Source organism: Thioalkalivibrio sp. AKL10, from assembly GCF_000381845.1.
Taxonomy (GTDB): Bacteria; Pseudomonadota; Gammaproteobacteria; order Ectothiorhodospirales; family Ectothiorhodospiraceae; genus Thioalkalivibrio; species Thioalkalivibrio versutus.
In genome coordinates this window covers 1-15,000 of the sequence record NZ_KB907146.1, presented here as the reverse complement: position 1 = coordinate 15,000, position 15,000 = coordinate 1, and the positions used below count along the sequence as shown (strand labels likewise).

Genomic DNA, 15,000 nt, shown 5'->3' with positions numbered 1-15,000 from the left:
GTAACGATGGCGGCGCTGTCTCCACCCGAGACTCAGTGAAATTGAAATCGCAGTGAAGATGCTGTGTACCCGCGGCTAGACGGAAAGACCCCGTGAACCTTTACTACAGCTTCACACTGAACTTTGAACTTGTTTGTGTAGGATAGGTGGGAGGCTTTGAAACCGGGACGCCAGTCTCGGCGGAGCCATCCTTGAAATACCACCCTGGCAATTTTGGAGTTCTAACCCAGGCCTGTTATCCAGGTCGGGGACCGTGTGTGGTGGGTAGTTTGACTGGGGCGGTCTCCTCCCAAAGAGTAACGGAGGAGTGCGAAGGTACCCTCAGCGCGGTCGGAAATCGCGCGACGAGTGCAAAGGCATAAGGGTGCTTAACTGCGAGACAGACACGTCGAGCAGGTGCGAAAGCAGGTCTTAGTGATCCGGTGGTTCTGTATGGAAGGGCCATCGCTCAACGGATAAAAGGTACTCCGGGGATAACAGGCTGATACTGCCCAAGAGTCCATATCGACGGCAGTGTTTGGCACCTCGATGTCGGCTCATCACATCCTGGGGCTGAAGCAGGTCCCAAGGGTATGGCTGTTCGCCATTTAAAGTGGTACGCGAGCTGGGTTTAGAACGTCGTGAGACAGTTCGGTCCCTATCTGCCGTGGGCGTCGGAGATTTGACAGGATCTGTCCTTAGTACGAGAGGACCGGGATGGACGCACCTCTGGTGTTCCGGTTGTCACGCCAGTGGCATTGCCGGGTAGCTAAGTGCGGAAGGGATAACCGCTGAAAGCATCTAAGCGGGAAACCCACCTGAAGATGATATCTCCCTGGACCCTCGAGGTCCCTGTAGGGCCGTTGAAGACTACAACGTTGATAGGCTGGGTGTTGAAGCGCGGTAACGCGTGTAGCTAACCAGTACTAATTGCCCGTGAGGCTTGACCATATAACACCCAAAGTGTTGGTGGTCTCGTTTGACACATCGCTACGTACACAAGTCTAGAATGCATTCCGAATTTAGATGACGTGGAACAGTCCGCGTGGTCTAGCCAGTTTGTCTGGCGGCAATAGCGAGTAGGAACCACCCGATCCCATCCCGAACTCGGAAGTGAAACTGCTCTGCGCCGATGGTAGTGTGGGGTCTCCCCATGTGAGAGTAGGTCACCGCCAGGCATTAATCCGAAGCCCGGTCCCCTTTTTGGGGGCCGGGCTTTTTTTATGCGTGTTAGTCAGGCACCGTGTGCGGACGGTGAAGTCTGCTGCTGCGGCCCTTGGCCGGTTTGAAAGGGACGCAGGTGCCGAGACGGAGGCTGGGATGAGACAGAAGCGGACGGACGGAGGGTTGGTCCTGGTAGGGCTGGTCCTGCTCGGAATTGGACTCTATGCGATTTTCGGCGGACAGTTGGCTTTCACGCCCATTGCGCCGCGGGAGGGTTCCGGGTTTGGCGGGCCGGTGGCAACAGTCATTGGCGTGGCCTTCGTGATCGGGGGCCTGTATTTCCTTCGGGAGTCGCGCCGCTGATCACACTGGGCTTGGGACCACGTTGGAGAGCCGGCCTTGGTTTCCGACCGCAGCGTCAGGTGGCCGGAGGGGGCTGCGCCATGTGGGGTGATTGGCGCAGCCCTTCGACATGCGGCCGCGGCCGGGCTGACGTGACCGGGGGCACGGCGTTGGACCGGTAGTTGGAGTCAGGCTTGAGCCGTGGTTCGCCACGTGAAGCCGTAGTCCTGGGTTGCGATCTCGGGATCGGATGGTGAGGAGCCAAGGCCCTCGGCGAGCGCCTGGCGTGCAAGCGTCTCGTGGTTGTTGTCACTCGACAAGTGCATACCGATCACATGGCGTAGCCTGGATCGATCGATGCGATGGAGAAGGTCGGTGGCCGCGTGATTCGGTAGGTGGCCGTACCCGCCCGCAATACGTCGCTTGAGCGACGCCGGGTACCGCCCGGCGGCGAGCATGGCAGGGTCGTGGTTGCACTCCAGTAGGAGGGCTTCGGCTGCATTGGCCACGTCGACCATGTGCGGGGAGATGTGGCCGGCATCCGTCATCAGGACCAGCCGGTGATCGCCGTCGGAAAACGCGAATTGGATGGGTTCGCGGGAGTCGTGCGGCACCGTGTACGGTTGCACCCAGGCGTCGTCGATCTCCAGCGGTGCATCCGCCTGGATCTCCTGGATGTGAGCAAAACCGGTGTCGCGGGCGGCCAATCGGGTGCCGGGGCTGGTAAATACGGTGAGGCCGTAACGCCGGGATAGCGGCGCGGTGGCGCCGATGTGGTCGGCGTGCTCATGGGTCACCAGGACGGCCGTCAGGTCCTGTGGGGTCAGGTCGACCCGGGACAGGCGGCGTTCCAGCTCCTGCATCGAGAATCCGCAATCCACCAGCAGGCGGGTGGCACCGATCTCGACCACCAGGGCGTTGCCGGAACTCCCGCTGCCCAGGGAGCAGAAGCGGATCATGGTGGCTGGGCTCGCCGCGTTCTAGCGAAGGATCTGCTGCTCGATCTGCTCCAGTACGAACTCGGCGTCGCGGCGGCCAAGGGGCTCGCCATCGATGTCGCGCGCCTCGATTCGCAGATCGCCGTCGCCGATGTCGGTCAGGCGAATCTGATAACGCTCGTTCTCGCGACGATCACCGCCGCGCCCGAAGATCCGACTGAAGAAGCCGCCGCGTTCGCTCTCGCCGACCATGTCGGGGCGATAGGTCACCTCGAAGGTCCCCGTATTGCGATCTTGCTCGTCCACCAGGAGGCCGGCGCGATCCAGGTAGGTGCCCATCTGCGACCACATGCGGTCGAAGTCGCTGCCCGTCACCAGTACCGGCTGGCCTTCGTGTTCCGTCTGGTGCAGCTCGCTCGGACGGTCGCCAATGGTCTCGGCTACCCGGGTGCCGCCCTCGGGGGTCTCGCCCGTGGCGAGGTAGACACGCAGGCGATTAAGCATTTCGGCTTCGAGTTCGGGATCGGACGGGCGCATGGCCCAGCGCCAGGTCTCGCCCTCGGGTTCTTCGGTGGCCCTTCGGTGCGAGATGTAGATGGCTGAGCGGCCATTGTCGCGTTCGACGCGCAGGCGGTATTGGTCGCGCGTGTTGGCGTCGTACACGTTACCCAGCGCGCGGGCGAAGATGTTCTGTGTGCCCCGCAGCGGAATCCCGGCGCGGTCTTCGGCCCATTCGGTCTCCATGACGCCGACCTGGGGTTCGTTGCGCTCCAGGCGCAGGTTCTGACTGTCCCAGAACGCGGTCAGGCGATCCCAGAGATCCTCCGGCGCCACCTCGACACTCAGCCAGCGGACGCTGCCTTCGCGCATCAGCTGGATCTCGGTCGATTCCGGAAGCACCCGGGCATCGCTGCGGACCGGCGCGGTTGCCCCGGTGGGCTGGCGCTGCTGCTGGCGGGCCGCGGAGTCTTGCTGCATCTCGCGGGCGCTGATCCGTTCGCCCGGGGCGTCCGGAATACGGTAGGCGCGTTCGCTGTCGGGCGCGATCAGGTCCGGTGGGACCTCGAGGTTGTCCATCTGCCGACTCATTTCGTATTCGGGGCCGGACTGGCGGTCGCCGGAGGTCGAGCACCCGGCGATGGCCAGGCCCGTAGCCAGGGCCAGGGCGGTGCGGGTTGCGTGACGGTGGAGCTTGGCAGACTGTTTCATGTCGGGGATCAGACCTCTATGCCGGCCTGGCGCATCGCGTCCAGGACCGGCGCATGGAAGGGTTCGGACAACGGAGTCAGAGGCAGGCGGATGCCTTCCTCCATGAGGCCCATGCGTTGCAGGGCCCATTTGACCGGAATCGGGTTGGCCTCGAGGAACAGGGCCGAATGCAGCCCGTCCAACTGGCGATTGATCTCGCGCGCCTCGTCGGGGCGGCCTTCGCGCACGGCGCGGCACATCGCGGCCATCAGCTGCGGTGCGACGTTGGCGGTGACCGAGATAACCCCGTGGCCGCCCGCGAGCAGAAAGGCCAGCCCGTTGCCGTCATCCCCACTGTAGAGGTCCAAGCGGTTGCCGACACGGGCGACCAGCTCGGCGGTGCGTTCGTTACTGGCCGAGGCTTCCTTGATCCCGATGATGTTCGGGATGTCGGCCAGACGCTCCACCGTCTCCGGTAACAGATCGACTGCCGTGCGGCCAGGCACGTTGTACAGGATCTGCGGGATATCCACCGCTTCCGCAATGGCCTTGTGGTGCAGGTAAAGGCCTTCCTGGGTCGGCTTGTTGTAGTAGGGGGAGACCAGCAGGCAGGCATCCGCGCCGCCTTCCTTGGCGCAGCGGGTCAGGGCGATGGCCTCGCGCGTGGAGTTCGCGCCGGTACCCGCGATCACCGGCAGGCGCCCCGCGACGGTCTTCACCGTGTGGGCGATGGCCTCGCAGTGCTCGTCGAAATCGAGGGTCGCGGATTCGCCGGTGGTGCCGACGGCAACAATGGCATCGGTGCCGGCCTCGATGTGGAATTCCAGGAGCCGATCCAGGGCCGGCCAGTCCAGGCTGCCGTCCGCGTGCATCGGGGTCGCCAGTGCGACCATGCTGCCTTGAAACATCGACTCCTCCAACAACGGTAATGGTGCAGTCTAACGGGCGGGTGACAGGGCATTCAAGATTCCTTCGGCCGGGTGTTCGCCGTATCTCGTCTTTCGTGCACCCGGTCGCCTCCCCTGGCGGGGAGAGACGCGGATCAAGTCGCCCGGCTGCGTTGGCGCCGCCGGGGCAAGGTGGTATGTTGCGAGCCATCATGCCTGTCGCCGCTTTCACGCAGAGAACCCCCGGGTGCTTGCCCGCCCCTTGCCTCGCGCGCAGCCGGCGGGTGCCGCATGGCTGAGGTGGTTGGCGCGGGCACCCACACCCACCTGATCCTCAACCTGATCGGGCCCGATCAGCCCGGTCTGGTGTCCAGCGTGACCCGCGTGATCGCCGACACCGGCTGCAATCTCGAATCCAGTCGCATCACGGTCGTGGGTGGCTACTGCTGCATGGCGCTTAGCGCCAGTGGCAACTGGAAGACCCTGGGTACCCTGGAGTCCCGTCTGCAGCGCCTGGAGGCGGAGATGGGGATGGTCGTGGTGGCCCGTCGCGGCCCGCTGGAGGAGCGCCCCGAGGCGGCGATGCCCTATGCCGTGGACGCAGTAGCCCTGGACACCCCGGGCCTGCTGAATGCCCTGGCCGATTTCTTTACCAGCCGTGGAGTGAACCTGCGCGACGTCCAGACCCGGGTGTACATTGCCCAGCAGACCGGGGCGCGCATGTTTGCGGCCAACATGGTCGTGGATATCCCCGCAGGGCAGCACCTGGCCAGCCTGCGCGGCGAGTTCATGGATTTCTGTGACGAACTGAACGTGGACGGCGTGCTGGACCCGATCAAGGCCTGAACCGGCCGGGCTCGCGTGGCGTCCGCGGTGGTCTTACGCTTTGAGACCCTCTACTCAAGGAGCAACGCCTGATGAGCATCGCAATCGACCAGCGGGTACCCGAGGACCTGCGTGTGCCGGCGACCGGCGACCAGACCCTGGGGCCGGCCGACTTCAAGGGCCGCATCGTGGTCCTGTATTTTTACCCCAAGGACAGTACGCCCGGCTGCACCAACGAGAGCCGCGACTTTGCTGCCAACCAGGCCGCCTTTGACGCCGTCGGTGCAGTGATCCTCGGTGTCTCGCGCGACAGCGTGAAGAGCCACGAGAACTTCCGCGCCAAGCAGGAGTTGCCCTTCGATCTGTTGAGCGATGGCGACGAGACCCTGTGCGACGCCTTCGATGTCATCAAGATGAAGAACATGTACGGCAAGCAGGTGCGTGGTATCGAGCGCTCCACGTTCGTGATCGATGCCGATGGCGTGTTGCGCAAGGAGTGGCGCAAGGTGAAGGTGCCGGGCCATGTGGACGAGGTTCTCGCCGCGGTGCGCGAACTCGCAGGGAGCTGAGCCCCTCTTCCCCCACTTCGCCCCGGAGGTGTCATGAACGCGACCGCCCAGGATCCGAAACGCCTGCTCGTCCTGGACACCAATGTCCTGATGCACGACCCCACGGCGCTGTTCCGCTTCAAGGAACACGACATCTTCCTGCCCATGGTCGTGCTCGAGGAGCTCGACCGTGGCAAGAAGGGGGTTTCCGAAGTCGCGCGCAACGTACGCCAGGTCTCGCGCTTCATTGACGAGCTCACCACCGGCGCCCAGCACGAGCAGATCGCCGCCGGGTTGCCGCTGCAGGCGGATTCGCTCAGCGAGTCGACGTTCGCGCCCACCGGGCGCCTGTTCTTTCAGACCCGCAACCTGTCCTCCAGCCTGCCGGCCTCGCTGCCGGGCACCTCGGCCGACAATGACATCCTCGCCACTGCCCAGGCGCTGAAGACCGAGTATCCCGACACCCCGGTGACGCTGGTATCCAAGGACATCAACCTGCGCATCAAGGCCACGGTGATCGGCCTGCACGCGGAGGACTACTACAACGATCAGGTGCTGGACGACGTCAGCCTGCTGTTCTCCGGCATGACCGAACTGCCAGCGGACTTCTGGGAGACCCACGGTGCCAAGATGGACTCCTGGCAGGAGTCCGGCCGCACCTACTATCGCGTGACCGGCCCGCTGGTGGCCGAGTGGCAGCCCAACCAGTTCGTCTACCGCGAGGGCGAGAACCCGCTGTCCGCGATCGTGCTGGAGATCGACCAGCCGAACGAATCCGCGGTAATCGAGCTGGTCGACGACTACATGACCCCGCGCCACAGCGTCTGGGGCATCAACGCCCGCAATCGCGAGCAGAACTACGCCCTGAACCTGCTGATGGACCCGGAGGTGGACTTCGTCTCCCTGCTGGGGGCCGCCGGCACCGGCAAGACCCTGCTGACCCTGGCCGCCGGGCTCGCGCAGACGCTGGAGGACAACACCTACAAGGAGATCATCATGACCCGGGTCACGGTCCCGGTGGGCGAGGATATCGGCTTCCTGCCCGGGACCGAAGAGGAAAAGATGACCCCGTGGATGGGAGCGCTGATGGACAACCTCGAGGTGCTGGCCAAGTCCGAGGGCGCCGGGGACTGGGGGCGCATGGCCACCAACGACGTGCTGACCAGCCGCATCAAGATCCGCTCGCTGAACTTCATGCGCGGGCGTACCTTCCTCAACCGCTACATCATCCTTGACGAGGCGCAGAACCTGACCTCCAAGCAGATGAAGACCCTGATCACTCGTGCCGGACCGGGGACCAAGGTGGTCGCGCTGGGGAATATCGCGCAGATCGACACCCCGTACCTGACCGAGACTTCCAGCGGACTAACCTATGTGGTGGACCGGTTCCGCAACTGGACCCACAGCGGCCACATCACGCTGACACGCGGGGAGCGCTCACGGCTGGCGGACTACGCCTCGAATCACTTGTAGATGTCGGGAAGACAAACGCGGGGGCGGCAACGGAGCGGGAAACGGGCACCGTCATTGCAAGGAGCGAAGCGGTGGCAAAGGAGCGCGAAATGGGCACCGTCATTGCGAGGCCCTGCAGGGGCCGTGGCAATCTCCGGAAGCTCGCGCTGAGCAAGATACTGAACCAGATGATTCCGGACGGAGATCGCCACGTCGCTCCGCTCCTCGCAATGACGGTGCCGGTTGCGAGGAATGGGCTCAGCCGTCTTCGCTGTAGCGCACGCAGGCGCGGTCGGTCTCCCACAGGGTCAGCGCGTGCATGCGCAGGCCCGGGCGGTTCAGGCGTCCGGCCATTTCCCGGTAGAACCACTGGGCAATGTTCTCGGCCGTGGGGTTGACCGTGTCGAACGGCGGGACGTCGTTCAGGTAGCGGTGATCCAGCTGCCCGGCGATCTCGCGCGCGGCGGTCTTGACCACCTTGAAGTCCACCGCCATGCCGGAATCGTCCAGGGTCTCGGCCTGGACCTCGGCCTCCACCTTCCAGTTGTGCCCGTGCATGTTCGCGCACTGCCCCGGGTAGTCGCGCAGGGTATGCGCGGAGGCAAAGTCGGTCAGGACGCGAAGGGTGTAACGGGCACTCATGATCGTTTTCCGGGCGAGCGGCCATGGCGGCCGGGTTTTGATTAGCCCGCGAAGCCTATCCGGCTGCCGTCGTCCGCGCAATTCTCCAGCCCGAAGGCGTGGCGAATCGTGGCCAGTACGCCGGCCGTGTCGAGGCCGCAATCGGCGAGGATCTGCTCGCGCGAGCCATGCTCGGTGAAGGCATCCGGGATGCCCAGTACCTGGCAGGGCCGGGTCAGCTCTTCGGCCGAGAGCCACTCCAGTACTGCGCTGCCGGCACCACCGGCGCGCGCATGATCCTCGAGCGTCACGAAGCCCTGGTGGCTGGCGGCCAGTTGCGCCAGCAGCGCCGTATCCAGGGGCTTGATGAAGCGCATGTTGACCACGGTGGCATCCAGCGCCTCGCCGGCCGCCAGGGCGGTCTCCAGCAGCGCGCCGAAGCTGAGGATGGCCAGACCCCGGCCCTCGCGCACGACCTCGGCGCGCCCGACCGGCAATGTTTCCAGATCCTCGCTGCCGCCCTCCGGCAGTTCGCCGGGCCCGCCACCGCGCGGATAGCGCACCGCCGCCGGGCCGTCGTGGGCGAAGCCGGTGGACAGCATCTGGCGACACTCGCGCTCGTTGGCGGGTGCCATCAGCAGCAGGTTGGGGACCGTGCGCAGCAGGGCCGTGTCGAAGGTGCCGGCATGGGTCGGGCCATCGGCGCCGACGATTCCGGCACGATCCACGGCGAACAGCACCGGCAGATTCTGGAGTGCGACGTCGTGGATCACCTGATCCATGGCGCGCTGCAGGAAGGTCGAGTAGATCGCAACCACGGGCTTCTGGCCCTCGCAGGCCATGCCCGCGGCCAGGGTGACGGCATGCTGCTCGGCGATCCCGACGTCGAAATAGCGCTGTGGAAATTGTTCGGAGAACGCGACCAGTCCGGAACCCTCGCGCATGGCCGGGGTGATACCCAGCAGGCGATTGTCGGCCGTGGCCTGGTCGCACAGCCACTGGCTGAAGATGTCGGTGTAGGTTGGGGGCTTCGGGGCGGACGGGGCGAGGCCGTTTTCCGGCTCGAACTTGGACACGCCATGGTAGCGGCAGGGGTCTTCCTCCGCCGGTGCATAGCCCTGGCCCTTGCGGGTAACCACGTGCAGCAGCTGCGGCCCGTGGGTGCCGCGCAGGTTCTTCAGGATCGAGACCAGCCCGTTCACGTCGTGGCCGTCCACCGGGCCGAAGTAGCGAAAGCCCAGTTCCTCGAACAGCGTGCCGGGCACGAACATGCCCTTCATGTGTTCCTCGGCGCGCTGGGCGAAGGCCTTCATCGGCGGGACGAACTCCAGCATGCGCTTGGAGCCCTCGCGCATCGAGCTGTATAGCGGGCCGGACAGCAGTCGGGTGAAGTACTGATTGAGTGCGCCGACGTTGGGCGAGATCGACATATCGTTGTCGTTCAGGATCACCAGCAGGTTGCAGTCGAGATCGCCGATGTGGTTCAGCGCCTCGAAGGCCATGCCCGCGGTCATCGCGCCGTCGCCGATTACGGCCACGTGGCGCCGGTCCAGCCCGGCGTGCTTCGCCGCCAGGGCCATGCCGGCGGCAGCGCTGATGGAGGTGCTGGAGTGCCCCGCCCCGAAGGCGTCGTATTCGCTCTCCGCGCGTTTGGGGAAGCCGGCCAGGCCCCCGTACTGGCGCAGATGGGCCATGTCGGCCCGGCGTCCGGTCAGGATCTTGTGGGCGTAGGCCTGATGGCCGACGTCCCAGACGATGCGGTCGTCGGGGGTGTTGAACGCGTAGTGCAGCGCGATCGCGAGTTCCACCGTGCCGAGGTTGGCAGCGAGATGGCCGCCGGTGCGCGAGACGCTCTCGATCAGGAATTGACGCAGTTCGTCGGCCACCCCGGTGAGGTCCGAGGCCGGGCGTTCCCGCAGGTCGGCGGGCCATTCGATTGCATCCAGCAGGGGTGTGGGGGTCATCTAGGCGGGCCGGTTCAATTCATGCGATCGACGATGTACCGCGCCAGGAAGCGAAGCAAGTCCGCCTCCTGACCGAAGGGTTGCAGCTCGGTCAGTGCCTCGTCGACCAGCGCCACCGCCCGCTCGCGCGAGGCCTCCAGGCCCTGCAGCGAGGGGAAGGTGGGCTTGTGCAGGCGGGCATCGGCGCCACAGGCCTTGCCCAGGATCTCGGGGTCGCCTTCCACGTCGAGGACGTCGTCACGGATCTGGAAGGCCAGGCCGATGCATTCGGCGTAGCGTGTCAGGCGTTCCAGGGCGTCGGGGTCGGGCGTGCCGGCCAGCGCCCCCAGCCGCACTGAGGCGCGGATCAGGGCGCCGGTCTTCAGCCGGTGCATGCGCTCCAGCTCCGGCAGGTCGATGGGCTGGCCGCAGGCCCCGAGGTCGATCGCCTGGCCACCGGCCATGCCGTGCAGGCCGGCGGCGCGCGCGAGCTCGCGCACCGCGTTCAGCCCGGTCGGCGCGGGCAATTCCGCGACGCCATCGGTCAGGATGTCGAAGGCCAGGGCCTGCAAGGCATCCCCGGCGAGGATGGCGGTCGCCTCGTCGAAGGCCTTGTGGCAGGTCGGGCGGCCGCGACGCAGGTCGTCATCGTCCATCGCCGGAAGGTCATCGTGGATCAGCGAATAGACGTGGATCATCTCCACCGCTGCGGCCATCGCATCCAGCGCCGGTTCCGGGGCGCCGGTCGTGCGCCCGGCCGCGTAGACCAGGACCGGGCGCAGGCGCTTGCCGCCGGACAGCGTGGCGTAGCGCATCGCCTCGATCAGGCGGGCGTCGGGGGCGCCGCCCGTGCCCAGGTGGCGGTCGAGGACGGCCTCGATGCGATGCTGGTATTCGTTCAGGGCCTGCTCGGGGTCGGTGGCGGTCAATGGCGGCTCGCTAGAACGGGACATCGGGGTCCGTCGTGTCGTGCGGCTCCGGTGTCCGGGGAACATGGGTGCTTGCGTGGTGGTCATTCTGGGCAGTGGTGCTGGAAGGTGCTTCCTGGGCCAGTGCCTCGATCCGGCGCTGGGCATCGTCGAGCGCCAGCTGGCAGCGGTTGACCAGTTCCATGCCACGCTGGAATTCGCCCAGCGACTGCTCCAGGCCGAGCTCGCCGGACTCCATCCGGGCGACCAGGGCCTCCAGGGCCTCCAGGCTGGCTTCGAATTCCGCCGGGCTGTCGGCGCTGGGCGAGTCGGTCATGATGGATTACCGGGTCGAAAAGGTGAGAAAGTATCCGATCCGCTGCGGCGAGGAAAGGCGTGGTACACGGCAGCCCTTGTTTATGGCGCCACCGCCCCCATAATCCGGAGGGCTTCCGGTTGACACTGAACCGGGTGCCGACTAGAGTTTTCATACGGTTTAGACCGAGTCTAAACAACCGTCTGCACAGGCATTCCTGTGGTTGTGTAGAACTTATCCAGAGAGAAGGAGAGCACCATGGACCTGAAAGGCAGCAAGACCGAAGAAGCCCTGAAAGAGGCCTTTGCCGGCGAATCGATGGCCAACCGCCGTTACCTGTACTTCGCTTCCAAGGCCGACGTGGAAGGCTACAACGACGTCGCCACCGTGTTCCGTTCCACCGCGGAAGGTGAAACCGGCCACGCCCACGGTCATCTCGAGTACCTCGAGAGCTGCGGCGATCCGGCCACCGGCCTGGAGTTCGGCCCCACCTCCGCCAACCTGAAGACCGCCGTCGCCGGCGAGACCCACGAGTACACCGACATGTACCCGGGCATGGCCAAGACCGCCCGCGACGAAGGCTTCGACGAAGTCGCCGACTGGTTCGAAACCCTCGCCAAGGCGGAGCGTTCCCACGCCAACCGCTTCCAGAAGGCGCTGGACCAGCTGGACGACTGATCGTCTCGCAGTGCTGGAAGTACACGGGGCCGGTCCGCCGGCCCCGTTTTCCGGGAGATACGGAACAGCCTGTGGCGTGGCTGAATGCAGTTCACCTCGCATGCTGTTCCGTGTTTCCCTCGAAGCATCGTACTGATACGGACACCGGAGGGATGCATGTCTGCGCCGACGCACCAACGTGAAGGAAGTCTCGAAGCCCCGACCCGTCATCCGCTGGACTGGAAGAACCCGGAGTTCTACAACGAGGAATCGCTGTTCAGCGAACTGGAACGGGTCTTTGATATCTGTCACGGCTGCCGTCGTTGCGTAAGCCTGTGCAACTCCTTCCCCACCCTGTTCGACCTGGTCGACGAATCCGAGACCCTGGAGGTCGACGGGGTCGACAAGAAGGATTACTGGCAGGTTGTCGATCACTGTTACCTGTGTGATCTGTGCTACCTGACCAAGTGCCCCTATGTGCCGCCGCACGAATGGAATGTGGACTTCCCGCACCTGATGCTTCGGGCCAAGGCCTTCCGTTTCCAGAACGAGGGCGCCAAGACCTCGCACAAGCTGATGTCCAGCACGGACATGGTCGGCAAGCTGGCGGGCATCCCGGTGGTGGCCGGCGCGGTCAATGCCGCGAACAAGAATGGCGCGGTGCGCAAGATGCTGGACAAGACCATGGGCGTGCACCCGGACGCTCCGGTCCCCGAGTACCACTCCAGCAAGGGCCGCTCGCGCGTTGCCAAGACCGCGAAGGGTGTCAGCAATCCCGAGCCGGCTGGTGCCACCCAGGGCAAGGTCGCCCTCTACGCGACCTGCTACGGCAACTACAACGAGCCGCATCTGGTCGAGGACCTGGTCAAGGTCTTCGAGCACAACGGTATCGAGGTCACCCTGGTCGAGAAGGAGCAGTGCTGCGGCATGCCCAAGCTGGAGCTGGGCGACCTGAAGTCGGTAGAGGCCTCCAAGGACGCCAACATCCCGGCAATGAAGCGCATGATCGACCAGGGCTATGACATCGTGGCCCCGGTGCCGTCCTGCGTGCTGATGTTCAAGCAGGAACTGCCGCTGATGTTCCCGGACGACGCCGACGTGATCGCGGTGCGCGACCGCATCTTCGACCCGTTCGAGTACCTGATGGAGCGGCACAAGGATGGCAAGCTGAATACCGATTTCCCCGAGAAGCTTGGCAAGATCGCCTACCACGCCGCCTGCCACCTGCGGGTGCAGAACATGGGTCTGAAGACCCGTGATCTGCTCAAACTGGTGCCGGAGACCGAGATCGACGTGATCGAGCGCTGCTCCGGACACGACGGCACCTACGGGGTGAAAAGCGAATTCTACGAGACGGCATCCAAGATCTGCCGTCCGGTGGTCAGCCGCGTGCAGAAGGCCGAGTCCGACCACTACTCGAGCGATTGCCCGATGGCCGGCCACATGATCGAGAACGGGCTGCAGGGCAAGGGCGAGGACAAGGCGCCCGAGCATCCGCTAACCCTTCTGCGCCAGGCGTATGGCCTGTAAGGCTGCCGGGCGGTATATCAGGACCAGCAAGGGCGTGAACGAACGCCCGCGAACGGAGAGAGTCCATGGCGAGTGACAGTTACCACGAACCGGTCGAGGAACTGAGCGACGAGTCGCGCGAGATGCATCGCGCGATCGTCTCGTTGATGGAAGAACTTGAGGCGGTGGACTGGTACCAGCAGCGCATCGACGGCTGCAAGGACGAAGAGCTCAAGGCGATCCTCGCGCACAACCGCGACGAGGAGATCGAGCACGCCGCGATGGTGCTGGAATGGATCCGTCGGCATAACCCGGTGTTCGATCACGAACTGAAAGACAACCTCTGGTCCGACAAGGACTACACGAAGACGGGGCATCACGATCACTGAGATGTGCTGATCCTGACGGACCCGTCCGGCGCGAAGGAGGTATCGAGATGAAGATGGAGGCAAGTGTGGACAAGCTGAGTCGTGAAGACCTGTATTCGCTGGAGAAGTACCACGAGATGCGGCCCCAGTTCCGCGCCGAGGTGATGCAGCACAAGCGCAATCGCGTCGTGCAGGTGGGCCCGGCCGTGAGCCTGCACTTCGAGGATCGCAAGACGATGCAGTACCAGATTCAGGAGATGCTGCGGGTCGAGAAGATCTTCGACGCCGAGGGCATCCAGGAGGAGCTGGATTCCTACAACCCCTTGATCCCGGACGGCTCCAACTGGAAGGCGACCATGATGGTCGAGTATCCGGACGTGGACGAGCGCAAGGTGCAGCTGTCCAAACTGATCGGGATCGAGCGCAAGACTTATGTGCAGGTCGAAGGGCATGACAAGGTCTACCCGATCGCGAACGAGGACCTCGAGCGCGAGACGGACGACAAGACCTCGTCGGTGCACTTCCTGCGCTTCGAGTTGACGCCGGAGATGGTCGCGGCGGCGAAGTCTGGTGCGGCCATTGCCATGGGTGTGGAGCACGAGAACTACAACCACCGGCTGGACGCGGTCGCCGAAGGCACCCGCGAGTCGCTGGCCGCCGATCTCGACGCCATCAACTAACGCCGCGCGCTCCCGCGCATCGCAAAGGCGCCTCCGGGCGCCTTTTTTGTGCCTCCGTGTTGCCGGCGAACAGGCTGACCGTGGCCCGAAATCCGGTGTTTACATGCCTTCGCCCAGCCGCCTGCCCTGTTGTGGCTAGGCCGGGTTCGTCATCTGGTGTTTACGGTGCGTTCGTCTGGCCGCCTGCCAGGCGCTGACTCGCCAGCGCGCCGCGAGGTCCTTTCTTGCTTGTCCAAGAAAGGACCCAAAGAAGGACACCCGGATTCCGCCCGGGAACCTTGCTCCAGGGCCCTCGGGCCGGCGGCGCTGAACTCGCTGCGCCTGCGGCTCCGCTCAGACATCCAGCGCCTTCTCCCGGCCCGAGAACCCTTCCGCAAGGGGCTCCATACGGGAGGCGAAGGTCAAAACCGACCGCATCCCGACGCTTCCGCCTAACCATAGGCATCGCCGCTCGAAAGCCCCCGGCGCCCGCCGCGCGGGCGCGGCACGCAACGGCCAAAGGCCGAGCGTGCCGAAGATGTCCGAAGACCTAGCCATCATCCACTGGCAACAACGTCGGGAAAGCTGTTGTTTTGACCTACCTCCCCGTTGTCGTCGCGCCGAGTGGAGAGGCTTTTCGCGGGAGAAAAGGCGCTGGATGTCTGAGCGGAGCCGAAGGCGCAGCGAGTTCAGCGC

The 15,000-nt window shown here is 64.8% G+C and carries 16 protein-coding genes and 2 rRNA genes (1 of these 18 only partly in view); 10 read left to right on the top strand and 8 right to left on the bottom strand.

Annotation, left to right across the window (positions count from 1 at the left end; genetic code table 11):
• From G333_RS0113220 to G333_RS0113210, 3 genes are all read left to right on the top strand, one after another.
• Window positions 1-930 (top strand): 23S ribosomal RNA (locus tag G333_RS0113220); it begins 1,949 nt to the left of the window's first position.
• A gap of 111 nt (window positions 931-1,041) precedes the next feature.
• Window positions 1,042-1,157, top strand: a 5S ribosomal RNA gene (gene rrf, locus G333_RS0113215).
• A gap of 142 nt (window positions 1,158-1,299) precedes the next feature.
• Window positions 1,300-1,506: a hypothetical protein gene (locus tag G333_RS0113210; RefSeq protein ID WP_018145297.1), complete on the top strand. Its 207-nt coding sequence runs from the start codon at window positions 1,300-1,302 to the stop codon at window positions 1,504-1,506.
• Window positions 1,507-1,673: 167 nt separating this feature from the next.
• Here the strand turns inward: G333_RS0113210 and G333_RS0113205 are convergent, their stop codons facing one another.
• Genes G333_RS0113205 through dapA form a run of 3 tightly spaced genes read right to left on the bottom strand, consistent with a single transcriptional unit; the run spans window position 1,674 to window position 4,519 of the window.
• The gene (locus G333_RS0113205) at window positions 1,674-2,444 is read right to left on the bottom strand and encodes an MBL fold metallo-hydrolase (RefSeq protein ID WP_018937259.1); all 771 of its coding nucleotides are present in this window, start codon (window positions 2,442-2,444) and stop codon (window positions 1,674-1,676) included.
• A 21-nt stretch (window positions 2,445-2,465) separates the two neighbouring features.
• A complete protein-coding gene (gene bamC, locus G333_RS0113200; RefSeq protein ID WP_019628658.1) occupies window positions 2,466-3,632 on the bottom strand; it encodes an outer membrane protein assembly factor BamC in 1,167 nt (388 codons plus the stop codon).
• 8 nt (window positions 3,633-3,640) lie between these two features.
• Window positions 3,641-4,519 carry a 4-hydroxy-tetrahydrodipicolinate synthase gene (dapA, locus tag G333_RS0113195; protein ID WP_018145300.1) on the bottom strand — a complete coding sequence of 293 codons (879 nt, stop codon included), beginning with the start codon at window positions 4,517-4,519 and terminating at the stop codon, window positions 3,641-3,643.
• 270 nt (window positions 4,520-4,789) lie between these two features.
• Between dapA and G333_RS0113190 the strand changes: the two genes are divergently transcribed.
• The 3 genes from G333_RS0113190 (at window position 4,790) to G333_RS0113180 (ending at window position 7,344) form a co-directional block, all read left to right on the top strand.
• Entirely contained in the window at window positions 4,790-5,344 is a 555-nt protein-coding gene (locus tag G333_RS0113190) for a glycine cleavage system protein R (RefSeq protein WP_019628657.1), read from the top strand.
• Window positions 5,345-5,415: 71 nt separating this feature from the next.
• Complete coding sequence (locus G333_RS0113185; protein WP_019562827.1) at window positions 5,416-5,892, top strand: peroxiredoxin; 477 nt, start codon at window positions 5,416-5,418, stop codon at window positions 5,890-5,892.
• A gap of 33 nt (window positions 5,893-5,925) precedes the next feature.
• Window positions 5,926-7,344 carry a PhoH family protein gene (locus G333_RS0113180; protein WP_018937255.1) on the top strand — a complete coding sequence of 473 codons (1,419 nt, stop codon included), beginning with the start codon at window positions 5,926-5,928 and terminating at the stop codon, window positions 7,342-7,344.
• A 237-nt stretch (window positions 7,345-7,581) separates the two neighbouring features.
• Here the strand turns inward: G333_RS0113180 and queD are convergent, their stop codons facing one another.
• From queD to G333_RS0113160, 4 genes are read right to left on the bottom strand one after another with little or no spacing between them, the layout of a single operon-like run.
• Complete coding sequence (gene queD / locus G333_RS0113175) at window positions 7,582-7,965, bottom strand: 6-carboxytetrahydropterin synthase QueD (protein WP_018145304.1); 384 nt, start codon at window positions 7,963-7,965, stop codon at window positions 7,582-7,584.
• A 41-nt stretch (window positions 7,966-8,006) separates the two neighbouring features.
• Window positions 8,007-9,908, bottom strand: a complete 1,902-nt coding sequence (dxs, locus tag G333_RS0113170; protein WP_018951614.1) for a 1-deoxy-D-xylulose-5-phosphate synthase — start codon at window positions 9,906-9,908, stop codon at window positions 8,007-8,009.
• Window positions 9,909-9,922: 14 nt separating this feature from the next.
• A complete protein-coding gene (ispA, locus tag G333_RS0113165) occupies window positions 9,923-10,816 on the bottom strand; it encodes a (2E,6E)-farnesyl diphosphate synthase (protein WP_019571470.1) in 894 nt (297 codons plus the stop codon).
• A gap of 10 nt (window positions 10,817-10,826) precedes the next feature.
• Window positions 10,827-11,132, bottom strand: a complete 306-nt coding sequence (locus G333_RS0113160; protein WP_018145307.1) for an exodeoxyribonuclease VII small subunit — start codon at window positions 11,130-11,132, stop codon at window positions 10,827-10,829.
• A 237-nt stretch (window positions 11,133-11,369) separates the two neighbouring features.
• Between G333_RS0113160 and G333_RS0113155 the strand changes: the two genes are divergently transcribed.
• From G333_RS0113155 to G333_RS0113140, 4 genes are all read left to right on the top strand, one after another.
• Window positions 11,370-11,789, top strand: coding sequence for a rubrerythrin family protein (locus G333_RS0113155; RefSeq protein WP_018145308.1), 420 nt, complete (start codon window positions 11,370-11,372; stop codon window positions 11,787-11,789).
• 156 nt (window positions 11,790-11,945) lie between these two features.
• The gene (locus G333_RS0113150) at window positions 11,946-13,298 is read left to right on the top strand and encodes a heterodisulfide reductase-related iron-sulfur binding cluster (protein WP_018145309.1); all 1,353 of its coding nucleotides are present in this window, start codon (window positions 11,946-11,948) and stop codon (window positions 13,296-13,298) included.
• Between the two features lie 65 nt (window positions 13,299-13,363).
• Window positions 13,364-13,666, top strand: coding sequence for an encapsulin-associated ferritin-like protein (locus G333_RS0113145; protein WP_017940767.1), 303 nt, complete (start codon window positions 13,364-13,366; stop codon window positions 13,664-13,666).
• A gap of 47 nt (window positions 13,667-13,713) precedes the next feature.
• Window positions 13,714-14,325: a DUF3501 family protein gene (locus tag G333_RS0113140; RefSeq protein WP_018169074.1), complete on the top strand. Its 612-nt coding sequence runs from the start codon at window positions 13,714-13,716 to the stop codon at window positions 14,323-14,325.
• Between the two features lie 333 nt (window positions 14,326-14,658).
• On the opposite strand, the gene G333_RS15305 is transcribed toward G333_RS0113140, so the two are convergent.
• Entirely contained in the window at window positions 14,659-14,865 is a 207-nt protein-coding gene (locus tag G333_RS15305; protein ID WP_026330526.1) for a hypothetical protein, read from the bottom strand.
• Window positions 14,866-15,000: the final 135 nt, after the last annotated feature.